The sequence below is a fragment of the Pseudonocardia sp. P1 genome (assembly GCF_000178675.2).
Taxonomy (GTDB): Bacteria; Actinomycetota; Actinomycetes; order Mycobacteriales; family Pseudonocardiaceae; genus Pseudonocardia.
Map to the genome: position 1 here is coordinate 4,149,673 of NZ_ADUJ02000001.1, position 17,675 is coordinate 4,167,347.

A 17,675-nucleotide genomic window follows, 5' to 3' on the forward strand; every position below is an offset into this window, starting at 1 on the left:
AAGGTGGTACGCCGGGATCGGTCGCACGCCGGACGCGGCGGGCGGCGCGGGTCGGCACGATCGTCGGCCATGGGGGAGTCGCTGTTCGCCGAGCCGTTGCTGTGGCTGATCGTCGGTGCCGAGATCGGGTTCTGGGTGTTCCTGCTGTCCGGGCTCGCCGCCCGCTACCTGCTGCGCCGCCGGGGGGTCGGCGCCGTCCTGCTGCTCGGTGTCCCGGCGATGGACGTCGTGCTGGTCACCGCCTCGACGCTGGACCTGGCGACCGGCGGCGAGCCGTCCCGGGTGCACGGGCTCGCCGCCCTCTACCTCGGGGTGACCGTCGCGTTCGGCCACTCGCTTGTCCGCTGGGCCGACGTGCGGTTCGCGCACCGGTTCGCCGGCGGCCCGGCTCCGGTGCGGCCGCCGCGCGGCGGGGCGGCCCGGATGCGGTACGAGTGGGGCGAGTTCCGCAAGGTCGTCGCCGCCTGGGTGATCACGACCGGGGTGCTGGCGCTGCTCACCGTCGCCGGGGGCCTCGCGTTCCCGGCGCCGGCGGCCTGGCCGGACGACCCGATGTGGTCCTGGCTCGCGACGGCGTCGCTGGTCGCCGGCATCTGGTTCGTCGCCGGTCCGTTGTGGGCGACGGTCTTCCCGGGCACCGACGACCGGGAGCGGTCCGGTGTCCGGTGACCGCCTGACCGCGCCGGACGTCCTGCGCGGGCTCGCGATCGCGGGAACCTTCGCGACCAACGTGTGGGTGCTCGCCGATCCCGCCGGTCCGGCCGGGATCCTCACCGGGACCGGCGTGGGCTGGTGGCCCGACGACGTCCTCCTCGCGGTGGCGAACGGGAAGTTCCTCGGCCTGCTCACCCTGCTGTTCGGCATCGGGATGGAGCTGCAGTACCGCTCCGCGGTCCGGCGCGGGCTGCCGTGGCCCGGCCGATATCTGGCCCGGGCCGGGATCCTGTTCACCGAGGGACTGCTGCACTACGTGCTCGTCTTCGAGTTCGACGTGCTGATGGGCTACGCGATCGCGTCGGTGCTGGTGGCCTGGCTGGTGGGCCGCTCGGCGACCGTGCGGATCGTCGCCGCCGCGCTCGCCGGCGGGTTCGTCGTGCTGGTCACCGGCGGGCTGACGGCCGGCGCGCTGCTCGCCCGCGACGGCGGCGAGCTGCCTCCGCTGCCGCCGTACCCGGCCACCTGGACCGGGCAGGTCTGGGCCCGGCTGACCGAGGTGTGGCTCTTCCGGATCGAGCTGGTGCTGATCGTCCCGTCGGCCGTCGTGCTGTTCCTCGCCGGATCGGCGCTGCTGCGTGCCGGGGTGTTCGACGCGGGCGGCACCCGGGTGCGCCGCCGGCTGATCGCCGCCGGTGCCGCCGGTGTGGTGCTGAACGTCGCCACCACCCTCGCCGGGGCGGACTGGTTCGCGGTGGAGCGCTACCTGGTCGCGCCGCTGGTCTCGGCGGGCCTGCTCGGGCTGGTCCCGGAGGTCCTGGCACGGCTGCGCGGACCCGCCGGACGGGTGCGGCGCGGGCTCACCGCCGTCGGCCGGACCGCGATGACCTGCTACGTCGGGCAGAACGTCGTCGCCGGGGTGCTGTTCCACGCCTGGGGAGCCGGTCTCGCGGGCTCGCTCGCCGCGGTCCCCGCCCCGGCCCGCACCGCCGCCGTCGTCGCGGTGTGGGCGACGGTGGTGGTGTCGTCCGCCGTGGCCGCGTCGTGGTGGTTGCGCCGGTACGAGCGCGGCCCGCTGGAGACACTCACCCACGCACTCCTCACAGGTCGATCACCAGCCAGCCGCCGTGGTGCTCCGACACCGTGAAGGTGCGGCCGGTGCGCTCCCCGATCCGCTGCAGGACGTCGGTGTCGAACACCCGGACGTGTCCCCACGCCGGGTTCGGTGCGTCCTCGAACGGGACGGCGACGACCACCCGGCGGCGCGCGAGCCGCAGCATCTCCGCGACCACCTCGTCGCCCTCGGCCTCGGACAGGTGCTCGATGAGGTGCACCGCGAACACCGTGTCGGCGCAGCCGTCGGGCAGCGCGACGGCACGGGCGTCGGCGACGTGCGTCTCGACGTCCGCGCCCAGCTGCGGTGCGACCCGGGTCAGCAGGTCGACGGTCCCGCCGGTGAGGTCGGTGGCGGTCACCCGGTGGCCGTCGCGGGCCAGCTGCAGGGACAGGAACCCGAAGCAGCAGCCCAGCTCCAGGACGTCGTCGCCGACCACCAGCGACCGGGCCCGCGCGTGCACGGGTGCCATCTCCGCGTTCGTCCCGCCCGGCTCCGGCTCGCCGGCCAGCGCGTCGAGGGTGTTGCGGTAGAAGGCGAGCCAGGCGTCGTCCGGGGCCTCGGGATCCTTGGCGGCGCTCGTCACGCAGGCGACGAACGCGTCCTCGAACCGCTCCGGTGGGAGCAGGCCGGGGCGGACGAGGGTGCGGTCCAGCCAGCCGGCGAGGTCGTTGCTGAGCCGGTCGGTTCCGATCATCGGGGCGCTCCAGTGCGGTTCGGGTACCCCCGACGCTAGGCGGCCCCCGCCCGGTCGCACCACGGCCGGTGGTCGGGATCCTGCCCGTCCGGACGGTGGGGCCCGCGTGCCGCGCGGGCCACGCGGGCCGGCGTTAGCGTCGGGCCATGGCTACCGTTCCCGCCGTCGTCGCACCGCGCCCGCTCCCGATCGACGATCCCGGGGCGCTGGTCGACTCGGAGACCGAGGTCGGTGCGCCCGGCCCGCACGACCTGCTCGTGGACGTCCGCGCGGTCTCTGTGAACCCGGTCGACGGCAAGGTGCGGTCGTCGTTCGACCCGTCCGGCGGGCCGAAGGTGCTCGGGTTCGACGCCGCCGGCGTCGTGGTCGAGGTCGGACCGCAGGTGGAGGGCTACGCACCCGGCGACGAGGTCTACTACGCCGGCGCGATCGACCGTCCGGGCAGCAACGCGCACCGCCAGCTCGTCGACTCCCGGATCGTGGGCCGCAAGCCGTCCACCCTGGACTTCGCCGCCGCGGCCGCACTGCCGCTGACCTCGCTGACCGCGTGGGAGTGCCTGCACGACCACCTGCGGGTCGGCGACGGTGCGACGGGCACCCTGCTCGTCGTCTCGGCGGCGGGCGGCGTCGGGTCGATGGTGCTGCAGCTGGGCAGGCGGCTCGGCCTCACCCTGGTCGGCACCGCCTCCCGCCCGGAGTCGGCGGACTGGGCCCGGAGCATGGGCGCGCACGAGATCGCCGACCACCACGATCTCGTCGGATCGGTGCGCCGGGTCGCCCCGGACGGCGTGCAGTACGTGTTCTCCCCGGTCTCGGCGGGCAACGTCGAGGCCTACGCCGAGCTGCTGACCCCGCGCGGCGCCGTCGTCGCGATCGACGAGCCGGAGGGGCTGGACACGCTGCCGCTCAAGGCGAAGAGCCAGTCGTGGCACTGGGAGCTGATGTTCACCCGGCCGCTGTCGGAGCCGGGGTCGACCGTGCAGCGGGAGATCCTCGACGAAGTCGCCCGGCTGGTCGACGCCGGTGAGCTCCGGACGACGGAGACCCGGCGCCTGCAGGGCCTGACCGCGGAGTCCGTGCGCGAGGCGCACCGGCTGGTCGAGTCCGGCCGCACCGTCGGGAAGATCGTGGTCGAGCTCTGAGCGGCCGTCCCACCCCGCACCACAGGTGCGGGGTGGGTGCGGGTCAGCGGCCGATGAGCTCGCCGGACATCTCGTTCGTCGTCGTCTCCAGGCCGGACAGGTCCCGGACGACGCGGACCCGGTCGCAGTACTCGGCGTAGGCGGGCAGGTCGCACCGGCCCAGGCCCCACGAGTACCGCGGTTCCGGGGTCAGCCAGATCGTCTCCCTGGCCCGCCGGGTGATCTCGACGAACGCCTCCATGTTCGGGTCGTTCCCGTTGCCGCGGCCGTCGCCGAGGACCAGCACCGTCGTCCGGCGGGTCACGGCGGAGCCGTGGTCCTCCAGGAACTGCCCGAACGCCAGCCCGTAGTGCGAGTTGGCGTCGACGTCGAGCTGGTCGCCGCCGAAGATCAGCCCGAGGGCGTGCTCGACGGGGTGGTCGGCGAACAGGTCGGTCACCTCGACGAGGTCGGCCACGAACGCGAACGAGCGCACCTGGCCGAACAGGTCCTGCAGGCCGTGCACCAGGTGCAGGGTGAACCGGGCGGTGGCCCGCACCGACAGCGAGACGTCGGCCAGCACCACCAGCCGCGGCTTGTCCTCCTGGCGCTGCACGGTGACGGGGGTGAAGGGGACGCCGTCGTAGCGCATGTTCTTGCGCATCGTGCGGGCCGAGTCGATCCGGCCGCGCGGCGACACCCGGCGCCGGTGGGTGAGCGCGCCGTGCAGCGACTTCGCGAGGCGGCGGAGCGAGTCCTCCAGCTGCATCCGCTCGGTCTCGGTCGCCCGGTCGACCTCGGCGGCCTTCTCGGAGTCGTCGTGCCCCTCGACGATCCGCTGCTCGATCTCGAGGAGCTTCTCCAGGTGCGCCTTGAGCAGCTCCGGCAGGTTGTCGAGCACGCCGGTGAGCCGGCGGCGCAGGGCCGCCGCGTCGTCCTCGGTGCCCTGCTCGGCCTCGCTGAGCGCGTCCTCCTCGGAGTTCAGCCAGCCGAGCAGGGCGTCCTGCTGGGCGACGGACAGGTCGGCGTCGACCTGCGTCCCCGCCTGCTGGGAGATGTCGCCCGGGATGCCGCCGCCGGAGAACCGGTCGGTCTCGATCTGGACGCGCTGGCCCTCGGTGATGTCGTTCGCCTGCTCCTTGGACAGCACGATCTCGTCCGTCATGGAGGCCATGTCGATCTTGTTGGCCTCCTGGTGCAGGTTGTACTGCTCGGCCAGGTCCTCCGGGTCGAAGAACTCCTTGATGTCGACCGGGGCACCGTGGTCGTGACCCTCCTGCGGGGTCTCCGAGGGCTCCTCGGACAGCGTGAAGTCGTCCAGCGGCGTGTCGTCGGTCATGTCGCCGTGGCCGTGCCCGTGGCCGTGGCCTGTCTCGCTCTCACCGACCTTGACCAGCGAGAAGAACAGGTCGAAGACCTGGTCGTAGGTCTCCTCGTCGCGCCGGTCCTTGATCAGGGCGACGCGCAGCGCCTCCTTGAGCACCGACTTGTCGGCGAGCACCCCGGGCTGGGCGGCGCAGGCCATGGCGTCCAGTGCCTCGGAGACGGAGATGCGTACCGCCCGGATCCGCAGCAGCCGGACGAAGCGGTGGATGCTGGCTTCCACTCCCGCCCCCGGCTCAGACCGGACGCCTGCGGGACCCGCCGAACGAGCGGGACCCCTGGCCGGAGCTCACGTTCCGGGGCTTCGTGCTGCCACCACCGGAGGTGATGCCGCCGTAGATCGGGTGCCGGCCCGGCTCGTCCTTCGCCGCGCGCTTCGCCCGGCCGTCGACGTCGCCGTCGTCGGGGTCGTCCGACGCGGCGGGACGTGCGGCCGGGGCCGCCGGCGCGTCGTCGTGGGAGTGGTCGCCGTCGTGGCCGTGCCCGTGACCATGGCCGTGCCCGTGGCCGTGGCCGTGCTCGGGGACCGTCTGGTTCGGGTCGACCAGGCGCGGGATGGCGTCGAGCGCCTTCTTGACGTCCTTGTCGTACTTCACGACGACCGAGACGGTGTCGGAGAGGATCTGCGAGTTGAGCTCGTCCACCCCCAGGACGGCCAGCGTCCGGGCCCAGTCGATCGTCTCCGAGATCGAGGGCGATTTGCGCAGCTCCAGCTCGCGCAGCCCGCGCACCACGTTGACGAGCTCCTCGGCCAGCTGGTCGCCCAGCCCGGTCTTCTTCGACCGGACGATGTCGAGCTCGCGCTGCGCGGAGGGGTAGTCGAGGAACAGGTGCAGGCAGCGGCGCTTCAGGGCTGCGGCCAGGTCGCGGGTGTTGTTCGAGGTCAGGAGCACGTAGGGGCGGTGGTTCGCGGTGAACGTCCCCACCTCGGGCACCGAGATCTGGTACTCGCCCAGGGTCTCCAGGAGCACGGCCTCGAGCGCCTCGTCGGCGCGGTCGACCTCGTCGATCAGCAGCACGCACGGCTGCTCCGAGCGGATCGCCTCGAGCAGCGGGCGCGGGGCGAGGAACCGCTCGGAGAAGAAGACGCTCTCCTGCGACCCGATGCGCTCGACGGCCGAGGCCAGGTCGGGGGCGTCCTCGACGACCTGCCCGATCTTCTCGCGCAGGATCTGGGTGTACATGAGCTGCTTGCCGTAGTCCCACTCGTACAGGGCCTTGGTCTCGTCCTGGCCCTCGTAGCACTGCAGGCGCAGCAGCCGGCGTCCGGTGGCGAGCGCGAGCATCTTCGCGAGCTCGGTCTTGCCGACGCCGGCGGGTCCCTCCAGCAACAGCGGCTTGTCCAGCCGGGTCAGGAGGAAGACGGTGGTCGCCAGCCGGGTGTCGGCGATGTAGCCCTGCTCGCGCAGGGCCTCGACGACCTGGTCGACGGATTCGAACGGGGCGCCTGCGCCGATCGCGGCAGCAGCCTCGGGCGCAGAGGGGACGACAGCCTCGGTCACGTTGGGTTTCTCCTTCGCAGGCCGCACCGGCGGTGGTGCAGCGGGCCCCGCAGCCAGCGGGCCCACCCGTCACGAGTATCACTCGCGCGGCGTGGGCCCGCTGGTGCGAAATTCTCGACGGACTGACCGGACGATCAGGTCAGGAGGTCGTCCAGGTCGCCGTTGATGGAGTGGTCGACGACCGGGCGGACGGTCTCGAAGGTGCACTCCTTGGGGTTGCCCGGGGTGCAGGCGTCACCCAGGACGTGGTTGGTGATCCGGTCGACGTCCGCCGCGTCACCGACGATGGTCGGCGAGTTCTCGTAGAACTTGGTCGGGCCCTGGCCCAGCCGGTTCTTCGAGTAGGTGTCCTGCTTGACGTCGGCGAACTTCTCCGGGATGCCCACGTCGCGCAGCAGCCGGATCGAGGCGGCCAGCGCGGCGTCGGCGGCCTGCGGCTTGGTCATGCCGCGGGTGTCGATGCCCATGGCCTCCGCGATGTCCGCGAAGCGCTCGTAGGCGACCGGCATGTTGAACGCCCACACGCGGGGGAGCGCGATCGCGTTGTTCAGGCCGTGGTGGGTGTCGTAGAACGCCGACACCGCGTGCGAGATCGAGTGGATGATGCCGAGGCCGCCCGAGTTGAACGCCTGGGCCGCGATGTACTGCGCGTACATCATGCCCTCGCGGCCGGGAAGGTCCTGCCCGTTCCACACGGCCGCCCGCAGGTTCTGCGAGGTCAGCTTGATCGCGTGCAGCGCGTTGCCCAGCGACGGCTGGAAGTTCAGCCGCGACACGTAGGGCTCGGAGGCGTGCGCGAGCACGTCGAAGCCGCACTGCGCGGTGTAGTCGACCGGGCAGTCGTAGTAGAGCACCGGGTCGTCGATCGCGAGGGTGGTGACCGACGCGTCGTCGAACGCCACGTACTTGTGCGGGTTGTCCGGGTCGGTCGTGGTGTCGGTGATCACGTACGCCCACGAGGTCTCCGAGCCGGTGCCGGCCGTGGTGGAGACCGCGATGTGCGGCGGGTTGGCCGGGTTCTCGGACTTGTTGAAGCCCTCGAACTCGTTGACGTTGCGGCCGTCGTGGGCGACCGAGATGCGGGCGCCCTTGCAGGCGTCGTGCGAGGACCCGCCGCCGATGGAGACGAACGAGTCGCAGTTGTTCTCCTGGTACAACGCGACGGCATCCATCGAGTTGTAGTCCTTGGGGTTCGACTCGACCTTGTCGTACACGACGACCTCGAGGCCGTGGTACTTCATCGACTCGACGATCTTGTGGACGATGTCGGTGCCGCGCAGGCCCGACGTCATGACCAGGGTCTTCTTGAAGCCCAGCTTGAGCGCTTCCGGCCCGATCAGCTCGTGGGAGCCGGGACCCATGAGTGCCCGCGGGAACGGGTGGAACTCCTTGATGGGGAACGGCTTGAGCAGCTCGTCTACCTGCATGTCAGCCCTTTCTGAGGCAGGCGGATGGGTCGATTCCGCACGCTAGGGGGGCTGTGGCCGTGAGCACAGGGGTGATCGCGATTACCCGTCGGGCGTCCGGGCAGGACGCCCCTCCGAACGGAGGGGGCAGGGATAGGTCGCCCTGGAGCTCGGGTGGGAGCGGGCGAGCGTGTTGCCACTGTATGGCAACAAGCACCGTCCGGCAATGCCTGGCCTGGCCCCGTCCGGATCCCTGATCTATGGTCGGTCCCGCCGACGGTTCGCCGGCGCGGTCCCGGGAGGGGCCGGGCGGGCGAGGCAAGAGGGAACCCGGTGCGACTCCGGGACTGCCCCGCAGCGGTGAGTGGGAACGACCGCCGTCATGAGCACTGGGAGCGATCCCGGGAAGCGACGGCCAGTAGGACGTGCACCCGTGCACGACGCCCGCGAGTCCGAAGACCTGCCGACGGTGCGTGTGCCGGCCGGTGCACGCGATCCGTGGTCCCGAGGGAGGGCCGAGCGGACGACCGGGCATCGCCGTGCCCGCCGGACAGGGTCCGGTGTGGACGGCCGAGCCGTCCCGGTCGTGACGTCGCCCTCCCGCGAGGCCCGGGTCACCCCCACCGCGCTCGCGAGGAGAGAGGGCCGTGACGACTTCGTCCGAATCGGGCACCGCAAGCACCGTTCTGGGATACCCCCGGATCGGGCCGTACCGGGAGCTCAAGCGCGCGACCGAGGCGTTCTGGGCCGGGAGGTCCGGCGCTTCGGCGCTGCACGACGTGGCAGGCGGACTGCGACGGGACACCTGGACCGGATTGCGCGACGCCGGCCTGGGGCAGGTCCCGGGCAACACGTTCTCGTTCTACGACCACGTGCTCGACACCGCGCTCGCCGTCGGGGCCGTGCCGGAACGGTTCGCCGGCATCGAGGATCCGCTGGAGCGGCTGTTCGCGATGGCCCGCGGCCGCACCGGCGCCCCGGCCTGCGAGATGACCAAGTGGTTCGACACGAACTACCACTACCTCGTCCCCGAGATCGGGCCGTCGACGCGACTGGCCCCGGGGAGCCGCAAGGCGCTCGACGAGTTCCGGGAGGCGCTGCGCTCCGACGTCCTGACCCGCCCGGTGCTGGTCGGGCCGGTGACCTTCCTGCTGCTGTCCAAGCCTGCCGAGGGGTCGCCGGAGGACTTCCGGCCGCTGGACCTGCTCGGCCCGCTCGTCGAGGTCTACCGGGATCTGCTCGCCGAGCTCGCCGACGCCGGTGCCGAGTGGGTCCAGCTCGACGAGCCGGCCTTCGCCGCCGACCGCACCGACCCCGAGGTCGCGGCGCTGCGGAAGGCGTACGACCGGCTCGCGTCGGCGCCACGCCGACCGAAGATCCTGGTCGCGTCGTACTTCGGTGAGCTCGGCCGGGCGCTGCCGGTGCTCGCGTCGACCGCTGTCGAGGGGCTCGCCCTGGACCTCGTCGCGGGCCGGGCGGACCTCGACGGGATCGACTCGGTCGAGGGGCTGGGCCGCAAGCGGGTGCTGGCCGGCGTCGTCGACGGCCGCAACGTCTGGCGCACCGACCTCGACGCCGCGCTGTCCGACGCGACCCGGCTGACCGGCGTCGCGGGGCGGGTGGAGGTCTCGACGTCGTGCTCGCTGCTGCACGTCCCGTACGACCTGGAGGCGGAGACGGCACTGCCCGTCGACGTCGTCGACATGCTGGCCTTCGCCCGCCAGAAGGTCGACGAGGTCGTGCTGCTCGGGCGTGCGCTGCACGAGGGCCGGGCCGCGGTGGCCGACGCGTTCGACGCCGCGAAGGCCACCCGGGAGCGGGTGGCCGCGGCGTCCCGGCGCGACGAGGGCGTGCGCAGCCGGCTCGCCGAGCTGGGCGCCGACCACTACCGGCGGCCCGCGGGTGACGTGCGGGCCAAGGCGCAGCGCGAGGCGCTCGGCCTGCCCGACGTGCCGACGACGACGATCGGGTCGTTCCCGCAGACCGCGGAGATCCGCACGGACCGCGCCGCGCACCGGCGCGGCGACATCACCGACGACGAGTACACCGGGCGGATGCGCCGGGAGATCGAGCGCGTGGTGCGGCTCCAGGAGGACATCGGCCTGGACGTGCTCGTGCACGGTGAGCCCGAGCGCAACGACATGGTCCAGTACTTCGCCGAGAACCTCGACGGGTTCGCCACGACCGAGCTCGGCTGGGTGCAGTCCTACGGCTCGCGCTGCGTGCGGCCGCCGATCCTGCACTCGGACGTCTCCCGCGCGGAGCCGATCACGGTCGGCTGGGCGACCTACGCGCAGTCGCTGTCGGACCGGTACGTGAAGGGCATGCTGACCGGGCCCGTCACCATCCTGGCCTGGTCGTTCGTCCGCGACGACCAGCCGCTCGGCGACACCGCCCGGCAGGTCGGGCTGGCGCTGCGCGACGAGGTCGTCGACCTCGAGGCGGCCGGGATCCGGATCATCCAGGTCGACGAGCCCGCGCTGCGCGAGCTGCTGCCGCTGCACGAGCGCGACCGGCAGTCCTATCTGGACTGGGCGGTGGACTCGTTCCGGATGTCCGTCGGCGGGGTCGCGGACACCACGCAGATCCACACGCACCTCTGCTACTCCGAGTTCGGCGAGGTCGTCGGGGCCATCGACGGCCTGGACGCCGACGTCACCACGGTCGAGGCGGCCCGGTCCCGGATGGAGGTCCTCGGCGACCTCGGGCCCGGGGTGCCGCGCGGGCTCGGCCCGGGCGTCTACGACGTCCACTCGCCCGAGGTCCCGGACACCGACGAGCTCGCCGGGCAGCTCACCGCGGCGCTGCACCACATCGGTGCCGAGCGGCTGTGGGCCAACCCGGACTGCGGGCTCAAGACGCGCGGTGAGCCCGAGACCGTCGCCGCCCTGACCAACCTGGTCGCGGCCGCCCGCCGGGTCCGCTCCGGCGGGGTACCGACCACCGGCTGACGCCGGTGCGCTCCCGTGGCGCCGGTCGGTACCGGCCGTCCCGTCCGGCGCCGCGGGGGCATCTCATCGGTCGCGTTCGATCCTCTCGAAGATGTCGGCATCGGTCTCCTGCTGCCACCCGGGAAGATCGGCCCAGTCGGCGACGTAGCCGGGCTTCGGGTCGGGCACGTGCCGGTGGATCTGGGCGATCCAGCAGGTGGCGACGAAGCGGCCCTTCTGCTCGCGTGTGAGCTTCACGGTGTGGCCGTCGCTGGCGTCGACGAAGGCGCGGACCTGCTGCTCGACGGCGGCGGCGCTCGCGCGTTCCCAGCCGGGGGTGTCGTCCCACGGCGTGACGTAACCGGGCTTGGGCTCGCCGGGGAAGTGGGCGCGGACTCCGGCGATCCAGGCGTCACGGAAGGTACGGCCGGGCTCTGACGGCATGATCGGCTCCTCGGGTGGGTCAGGTGCTGGTCAGCAGGGAGATCTGGTGGTCGAGGTGACGGACGTGCCGGTCACCGAGTAGTGCTCGGAGATGAGGTCGGAGAGTGTGCAGCCTGCGGCCGACGTAACCGGTCGACGCGCTCCGCCTGCTCGCGTCGACCGCCGCGCTGCCGTACAGGACGGTGTACTCGGCGTCTCCGCGTTGCGCGCCGACCATGGCGAGATCGGACAGGAGTGCACCGCGCCGCCGGATCGAGACCGATCGGCGTAAGGCGTCGAGCAGCGCGGGCTCGGCCCGGTCCGGCAGGCCGAGCCGGACGAAGCAGCTCCCCCGCTCCTCGGCGAGCCGGTCGGAGGAGAACCGCAGCCATCCCGTGGTTGCGGCAGGGTCGCGATCCCGCACCAGCGCCGCGTCGTCGAGCGAGCCCTGGCAGCGGTACTCGTCACCCAGCTCGGCGTAGGCCTGCGCCTGGACGGCCGCCACCCAGTGCCGGGTGGGCAGCGACGGATCTCCTCGCCGGGCGAGCCCCGCTGCACCCTCGAGCAGCGGCCGCGCGTCGCCGGGACGGTGTTCGTAGACGTCGACGAACGCGTGCCGGACCATGGCGCACGCCCAGAGATCGAACTCCTCGGCTTCCCGGCCCGCCCCGGCCGCGAGGGCGTAGCTCTGCGCAGCGTCGCCGTAGGCGCCGAGATCGAAGAAGATCTCGCCGCAGAGCTGGAACAGGTCGGCGGTGAGCGCGCACAGCCTCCGTTGGATCGGGGCGCTCCGGGGCTCGCGGAGCAGTCCTGTGAGGACGTCGAGCCGGCGGCGGACCGCGGGTAGGACGTCACTCTTCGCGGACGCCTGGGAGAACTCGCGCCAGAGCCGGTCGTTCAGCCGGCCGAACTCGTCCAGTGTCGCCGAGCCGAGCGCGCCGGTGTGCGGGGTGGTCAGCCGCTCGACGTCCAGGTCGCTCCCGCCCGGAAGGGTCAGGAGCGCACCGGCGAGGCTCATGATCCGGAGGGCCTCGCGGCGGTTCACGTCGCCGTCCGGCAGCCGGTCGAACGCCGGAGCCGTCGACGACGCCCCGGGCGCGGCCCCGGTGGGGAGTGCGAACCACAGCAGCTGTGCAGGCACGCGGAGGGCACGAGCCCACTGTATGAGCCTGGCGAGGTCCTGAGGCGCCGCGCCGTTCTCGATCCGGCTGAGCTGGGCCTGGGTGAGCCCGATCCACGCCGCGACGGTGCTCTGCGACAACGGTCGCGGATGCCAGGGGTGGTGGCGGTAGGCATGGAGGACGCGGCCGAGATGGCGGCCGGCGAGAGCGTCACGCATCCGGTCGTTGTGCCAGAAGCCGGCCGGGACGAGCGGGGCCTCGGCGAGCAGCAGCCGAGCCCGCCGTCGGCACGCCCCGCACATGGAGGAGCGGTTGTCGGTGGCCAGCCGGGTCCCGCAGGCGCAGTACGGAGAACCTGTCCGCTCGTGCATGCTCGCGGGCCGCCCCGTCCGGTGGGTCACGCCGGCTCCTGCCGGTCGCGCGCGACGCTATCCGAGTCCGGGTGTGACGCCCATGCATCTCGCGCATGATCGGCATCCGCACGTCGTCCTTCCACAGTGGTGGGCGGGCCGGAAGGTTCGGTACCCGTCACAGCTCGATGAGCAGCACGAACGAGGGAGGACGGCATGCCGGAGATCCGAGCGCAGTGGGTCACCTCCACCTGTGACGGCGTCGATCATCTGGTCCCGGACGGCCCGACCGGCGAACGTCCGGACAGCGGTCTGCTCCGGACGTTGTGCGGCCGTCTGAGCGTGCCCGCGGCGATGAGCTGTCCGCCCCTCCCGAGCTGCCCGGAGTGCAGGCAGTTCCTCGTCCCGCCGTCCGGCCGTGCGGAGCTTCCCGCGCGCCGGGCGGGCGTGTGGGGACTGCTGGTCCGTTCCGAGGCACGGCGGCGGTTCCCGGCACCCCGGGAGTGAGAGGAGCGCGCCGAAGCCCGTGGGCAGGACGTTGCTCACGTCCAGGTTGTCTGAACAGTTCGTCAGATGTAGCTGTATGTCGTGATCGCACGACGACGTGGCCGGTACGCCCTGGCCGCACTGGCCACCGCGACCGCCCTGCTCCTCGCCGGCTGCGGCGGCGGTACCGGTGGCAGCCCCGATCCCGCCGGTGAGCTGACGGTGGCGCTCCAGTTCCCGCCCCGCTCGGACTACGCCTTCGACGCGGACGACGGGGCCCGCCTCCAGTCCCTCGGCGTCGCCGAGACGCTGACCACAGTGGACGACCAGGCACAGCCCGCACCGATGCTGGCCACCGCGTGGGAGCAGGAGGGCGACTCCTGGCGGTTCACCCTGCGTCCGGGCGTCACCTTCCACGACGGCACCCCGCTCACGCCGGACGCCGTCGTCACGGCACTGAGCTACGTCGCCGGGGTCGACGCCCCGCCGCGGGCGATCCGCGACATCGGGTTCACGGTCGCGGCGGACGGCCCCGACGCCGTGCGGATCACCACGGCCGAGCCCGACCCGGTCATGCCGCTACGCATGTCGAGCGGCAACCTCGGGATCCTCGCCCCCGCCGCGTACGCCGACGGTGGTGCGCCCGCGTACCTGCGGAACGCGACCGGCCCGTTCGTGCTGGACCAGGTGGACGGTGCCCAGTCGGCGCAGCTCGTCCGCAACGAGCAGTACTGGGGCGAGAAGGCGGGCGCGGCCCGCATCACCGTCCGCTACGTGGAGGACCCGCAGGCCCGCGCGCTCGCCGTCCAGGCCGGTGACGTGCAGTTCGCCGAGGGCCTCCCGCAGGCCCAGGTCGAGCAGGTCCGCTCGTCGGGCGCCGAGGTCGTCGAGTACCCGAACGCTCGCACGGTCCCGTTGCAGCTCAACCAGTCCCGCGCGCCGTTCGACGACGTCCGGGTGCGGCAGGCCGTGACCGCGGCGATCGACCGCCCGGTGCTGGCGCAGCAGGTGCTCGGCGGCGGTGCGGCCCCGGCCGCGGACCTCTTCGGTGCGGCGGTGCCGTGGGGCGAGACCGATCCGCCGCCCGCGGCCGACCCCGAGCGTGCGAGGCAGCTGCTCGCCGAGGCAGGGTTCGGGCCGGAGAACCCGCTGACCGTGCAGCTGTGGACGTTCCCGAACCGCCCCGAGCTGCCGACGCTCGCGAACGCGCTCCAGGCGATGCTCGCCGAGGCCGGGGTGCGGGTCGAGATCACCGTCGGGAACTACGAGGCGCAGGAGCCCGAGGTCCTCGCCGGGAACTACGACATGTTCCTCAACTCGCGCAGCTACCTCTCCGACTTCCCGGACGCGGCGAGCACGCTGACCTCGGACTACACGTGCGAGGGCAGCTACGCCATCGACCAGTACTGCAGCCCGGCCTACGACGCGGTCGTCGCCCGGCTGAACACGACCGTCGACCCGGCCCAGCGGCAGCAGCTGTTCGCCGAGGCCGCCGGCCTGCTCACCACCGACGCCGTCGGCGTGATGCTGGTGCACCCGCTGAACACCGCCGTGCTGCGCGGCGCGACCGGGTTCACCCCGGACCCGCTGCAGATCGAGCCGATCCTGCCCCAGCTGACGCCGACGGGGTGATCGGGCTGGTCCTGCGCCGGCTGCTGGTCGTCCCGCCGGTCCTGCTCGCCGCGACGGTGCTGGTGTTCGCGCTGCCGCGGCTGGCGGACGTGGACCCGGCCCGCGCGGTGCTGCGGGCCCGCTCCGCCGAGGCGGTGCCGGACCCGGCGACCGAGGCGCGGGTGCGGGCGTCGCTCGGGCTGGACGCCTCACCGGTCGAGCAGTACCTGCGCTGGCTCGGCGCGCTGCTGCGCGGTGACCTCGGGTACGGGTACGTCTCGCGGACCCCGGTCCTGGAACAGGTCGGTGGGGCGGCCGCGGTGTCCGGCCTGCTGGCGGTGCTGGCACTCGCGCTCGCCGCGGCCGTCGGGATCCCGGCCGGGGCCTACGCGGCGCGCCGGCCGGGCGGCCGGCTGGACCGGTTCCTCGGGGCGGGGACGATCGCCGGGGTCGCCGTGCCCGAGTTCGTCCTGGCGCCCTGGCTGGTGCTGGTCTTCGCGGTCGGGCTCGGTGCCCTGCCCGCCGTGGGCTGGGGCGGGCCGCAGCACCTGGTGCTGCCGGTGCTGACCCTGGCCGCGTACCCGGGCGCACTCGCCGCCCAGCTCGTCCGCGCGGAGACCGCGATGGTGCTCACCCGGCCGCACGTGCTCGTCGCCCGGGCGAAGGGCCTGGGCGAGCACTCGGTGCTGTGGCGGCACGGCGCCCGGCTCGCGACGACGTCGGTGACGGCGCTCGCCGGGCTGTTCGTCGCTGGGCTGCTCGGCGGGTCCGTCGTGGTGGAGGTCGTGTTCGGCATCCCCGGCCTCGGGCGGCTGCTGCACCAGGCCGTGCCCGCCCAGGACCTCCCGGTGATCCAGGCCGGGACGCTGCTCGTGGTGACGGTCGCGGTCGTCGCCGGCGTGCTCGTCGAGATCGTCGCGACGCTGCTCGACCCGGTCCTGCGCTCGGCGGTGGACGCGTGACGAGCGTGCGGGAACGGGCCGGTGCCCGCCCCGGGCCCGTCCGTGCCGGCGGCCCGGGGCGGTCGCGCGCTCCGCGACGCCGGTGGCCGGTCGTGGCCGCCGGGTGCCTCGCCGTCGCGTTCGTCGCGTGCGCCCCGCTGCTGCTGCCCGACCCCGAGCGCGCCGACTTCGCGGGCCTGCTCGCCGGACCGTCGGCGGCGCACCCGCTGGGGACCGACCAGCTGGGCCGGGACCTGCTCTCCCGCACCCTCCACGGCGGACGCCTGACCCTCGGGCTGAGCCTGTTCGCCGTCGCCGTGACCGGGGCGTTCGGGACGGCGGTCGGTGCGGCCGCCGCCGTCACCGGTGCGTTCGGACGGCTGGTGATGCGGCTCGTCGACGTCCTCGCCGCGATCCCGGTCGTCCTCTTCGGACTCGTCGCGGCGGTGACGCTCGGACCGGGGACCACGTCGCTCCTGGTGGCCGTGACGGCGATCGCGTGGACGCCGTTCGCCCGGCAGGCGCACCTGCTGGTGCTCGCCGAGCGGGAGCGCGAGTACGTGACGGCCGCGGTCGCGCTGGGTGCGGGCCCGGTCCGGGTGCTGGTGCGGCACGTGGGCCGGAACCTGGTGCCGCCGCTGGGCGCGCACGCCTGCGTGCGGTTCTCGAGCACCCTGCTGACGATCTCGGGACTGTCGTTCCTCGGGCTGGGCGTGCAGCCGCCGACCGCCGAGTGGGGCGCGATGGTGGCGGAGGGCCGCGAGTACCTGTTCACCGCGCCGCAGGTGGTGCTCGTGCCCTCGGCCGCCGTCGTGCTGACCGCCGGGGTGGCCCTGTGGTGGGGACGGCGGTTCGACCGGGTGGGAGCCCGGTGACCGGCGGGGGTGGGGGTTCCGGCCCACGAGACGAGCGGGCAGGGTGGACGGGCATGGACGCCACGGGCACGAGCACGGTCGCGGAGCTGCTGCACGCGTACCTGTCCGATCCCGACGCCGGCTGGAGCGCGGGCGCGCCGGGCGCGATCGCCGAGTTCGTCCGGCTGCCCGACGAGCCCGCCGCGACCCCGGAGCCGGGGGCGGTCGTGACCGGCCGCGGCGGGATCCGGCTCGCTGCGCCGCCGGGCACCCGGCCGGTCGCCTACCGCACCCCGGTCGGGCCGGCCGAGCACTGGAACCACGCCGTCGCGCTGTGCCTGCCCGCCGCGGACGCCCGGTGTGCGGCCCGGACCACCGTCACCGTGCTCGGGCCGGACCGCGACGCGCTGCGCGACACCGACCGCGCGGACGTCCTCGTCGACCTCGGTCTCGGCACCCCCACGGTCGACGCCTGCGTGCGGACCGGGGACCCGGAGCTGCTCGCCGCGCTGCGGGCGGCCGAGGGGCGCCCGCTCGACGGCGACCTCGTCGCCACCCTGGTCGCGGCCGGACCGCACCGGGTGTTCGTGACGGCCGTCGGCCGGGTCGAGGTGTTCGCCGCGATCCCGCCGCCGGACGGCCGCTCGCCGGACGGCCCGCACACCCACCTGCTCCCGCAGCTCCTGCGGGCGGGGCGCACGCACGCCGCGACCGTCCCGGTGCCGGACGGGTACCTGCCGTGCGCCCACCTGTACCCGGCGCACCCGCTGACGGACCTGACCGGACGTCCGCGGCCGTTCGACGCGGACCGCCTGGCCGCGTTCGACCGCCTGCTGGCGAGGTTCGGCGACCCGGCGCAGCGGGACGTCACCGCCGAGGTGCTCCGTGCCGTCGCCGCGGGGGAGCCGCCGGGCGACCGTCCCGTGGACCCGCCGGGCCGGGCCGCGCAGGCGGTCGCACTGCGGGTGCTCGCCCGGACCGGCACCGCCGATCCCGCCGTGCTCGACGCCTGGCGCGGCCGGGTGGCCCCGGAGCCGGACCTGCTCGACCCCGACGGCGACCGCAACAGCGGCTGAGCCGGC

Annotated in this window: 15 protein-coding genes and 1 riboswitch; of the genes, 9 read left to right on the forward strand and 6 right to left on the reverse strand. The window is 73.6% G+C overall.

The genetic code is table 11. The features are described 5' to 3' along the window. The first annotated feature begins 69 nt into the window (after positions 1-69). Together PP1_RS19135 and PP1_RS19140 are read left to right on the forward strand one after the other, a co-directional pair. Positions 70-669, forward strand: coding sequence for a hypothetical protein (locus PP1_RS19135; RefSeq protein WP_010242014.1), 600 nt, complete (start codon positions 70-72; stop codon positions 667-669). After that, a complete protein-coding gene (locus PP1_RS19140) occupies positions 659-1,801 on the forward strand; it encodes a DUF418 domain-containing protein (protein WP_010242012.1) in 1,143 nt (380 codons plus the stop codon). The genes PP1_RS19135 and PP1_RS19140 overlap by 11 nt, the downstream gene beginning before the upstream one ends. Here the strand turns inward: PP1_RS19140 and mftM are convergent. Then, positions 1,755-2,465, reverse strand: coding sequence for a mycofactocin oligosaccharide methyltransferase MftM (gene mftM, locus PP1_RS19145; RefSeq protein WP_010242010.1), 711 nt, complete (start codon positions 2,463-2,465; stop codon positions 1,755-1,757). The genes PP1_RS19140 and mftM overlap by 47 nt on opposite strands. 146 nt (positions 2,466-2,611) lie before the next feature. On the opposite strand from mftM, the gene PP1_RS19150 reads away from it, so the two are divergent. Beyond that, the gene (locus PP1_RS19150; RefSeq protein WP_010242007.1) at positions 2,612-3,607 is read left to right on the forward strand and encodes a zinc-binding alcohol dehydrogenase family protein; all 996 of its coding nucleotides are present in this window, start codon (positions 2,612-2,614) and stop codon (positions 3,605-3,607) included. Between the two features lie 43 nt (positions 3,608-3,650). Here the strand turns inward: PP1_RS19150 and PP1_RS19155 are convergent, their stop codons facing one another. From PP1_RS19155 to mdo, 3 genes are all read right to left on the reverse strand, one after another. Beyond that, complete coding sequence (locus PP1_RS19155) at positions 3,651-5,192, reverse strand: VWA domain-containing protein (RefSeq protein WP_010242005.1); 1,542 nt, start codon at positions 5,190-5,192, stop codon at positions 3,651-3,653. Between the two features lie 13 nt (positions 5,193-5,205). Continuing rightward, complete coding sequence (locus PP1_RS19160; protein ID WP_010242004.1) at positions 5,206-6,471, reverse strand: AAA family ATPase; 1,266 nt, start codon at positions 6,469-6,471, stop codon at positions 5,206-5,208. Between the two features lie 134 nt (positions 6,472-6,605). After that, on the reverse strand, positions 6,606-7,898 hold the full coding sequence (mdo, locus tag PP1_RS19165; RefSeq protein WP_010242003.1) for an NDMA-dependent methanol dehydrogenase: 1,293 nt from the start codon (positions 7,896-7,898) through the stop codon (positions 6,606-6,608). Between the two features lie 239 nt (positions 7,899-8,137). Beyond that, a riboswitch (cobalamin riboswitch) is annotated at positions 8,138-8,359 on the forward strand. Positions 8,360-8,524: 165 nt separating this feature from the next. Between mdo and metE the strand changes: the two genes are divergently transcribed. Beyond that, positions 8,525-10,828 carry a 5-methyltetrahydropteroyltriglutamate--homocysteine S-methyltransferase gene (gene metE, locus PP1_RS19170; RefSeq protein WP_010242001.1) on the forward strand — a complete coding sequence of 768 codons (2,304 nt, stop codon included), beginning with the start codon at positions 8,525-8,527 and terminating at the stop codon, positions 10,826-10,828. Positions 10,829-10,891: 63 nt separating this feature from the next. Here the strand turns inward: metE and PP1_RS19175 are convergent, their stop codons facing one another. Both PP1_RS19175 and PP1_RS19180 read right to left on the reverse strand, forming a co-directional pair. Then, on the reverse strand, positions 10,892-11,251 hold the full coding sequence (locus tag PP1_RS19175) for a hypothetical protein (RefSeq protein WP_010242000.1): 360 nt from the start codon (positions 11,249-11,251) through the stop codon (positions 10,892-10,894). A 19-nt stretch (positions 11,252-11,270) separates the two neighbouring features. Further along, complete coding sequence (locus tag PP1_RS19180) at positions 11,271-12,752, reverse strand: helix-turn-helix domain-containing protein (protein WP_010241999.1); 1,482 nt, start codon at positions 12,750-12,752, stop codon at positions 11,271-11,273. A 165-nt stretch (positions 12,753-12,917) separates the two neighbouring features. Between PP1_RS19180 and PP1_RS19185 the strand changes: the two genes are divergently transcribed. From PP1_RS19185 to PP1_RS19205, 5 genes are all read left to right on the forward strand, one after another. Beyond that, complete coding sequence (locus PP1_RS19185; RefSeq protein ID WP_010241998.1) at positions 12,918-13,208, forward strand: hypothetical protein; 291 nt, start codon at positions 12,918-12,920, stop codon at positions 13,206-13,208. A gap of 81 nt (positions 13,209-13,289) precedes the next feature. Beyond that, the gene (locus tag PP1_RS19190) at positions 13,290-14,819 is read left to right on the forward strand and encodes an ABC transporter substrate-binding protein (protein ID WP_010241997.1); all 1,530 of its coding nucleotides are present in this window, start codon (positions 13,290-13,292) and stop codon (positions 14,817-14,819) included. Further along, a complete protein-coding gene (locus PP1_RS19195; protein WP_010241996.1) occupies positions 14,816-15,760 on the forward strand; it encodes an ABC transporter permease in 945 nt (314 codons plus the stop codon). Before PP1_RS19190 ends, PP1_RS19195 begins: the two co-directional genes overlap by 4 nt. 92 nt (positions 15,761-15,852) lie before the next feature. After that, positions 15,853-16,614 carry an ABC transporter permease gene (locus PP1_RS19200; RefSeq protein ID WP_075314782.1) on the forward strand — a complete coding sequence of 254 codons (762 nt, stop codon included), beginning with the start codon at positions 15,853-15,855 and terminating at the stop codon, positions 16,612-16,614. 53 nt (positions 16,615-16,667) lie between these two features. Next, entirely contained in the window at positions 16,668-17,669 is a 1,002-nt protein-coding gene (locus PP1_RS19205) for a DUF6925 family protein (RefSeq protein ID WP_075314780.1), read from the forward strand. Positions 17,670-17,675 lie beyond the last annotated feature (6 nt).

Bases quoted from the DNA above. Each gene is read 5' to 3' on its own strand.
- PP1_RS19150 (WP_010242007.1), top strand. From the start codon at position 2,612: ATGGCTACCGTTCCCGCCGTCGTCGCACCGCGCCCGCTCCCGATCGAC.
- mdo (WP_010242003.1), bottom strand. From the start codon at position 7,898: ATGCAGGTAGACGAGCTGCTCAAGCCGTTCCCCATCAAGGAGTTCCAC.
- PP1_RS19175 (WP_010242000.1), bottom strand. From the start codon at position 11,251: ATGCCGTCAGAGCCCGGCCGTACCTTCCGTGACGCCTGGATCGCCGGA.
- PP1_RS19185 (WP_010241998.1), top strand. From the start codon at position 12,918: ATGCCGGAGATCCGAGCGCAGTGGGTCACCTCCACCTGTGACGGCGTC.
- PP1_RS19205 (WP_075314780.1), top strand. From the start codon at position 16,668: ATGGACGCCACGGGCACGAGCACGGTCGCGGAGCTGCTGCACGCGTAC.
- PP1_RS19135 (WP_010242014.1), top strand. From the start codon at position 70: ATGGGGGAGTCGCTGTTCGCCGAGCCGTTGCTGTGGCTGATCGTCGGT.
- mftM (WP_010242010.1), bottom strand. From the start codon at position 2,465: ATGATCGGAACCGACCGGCTCAGCAACGACCTCGCCGGCTGGCTGGAC.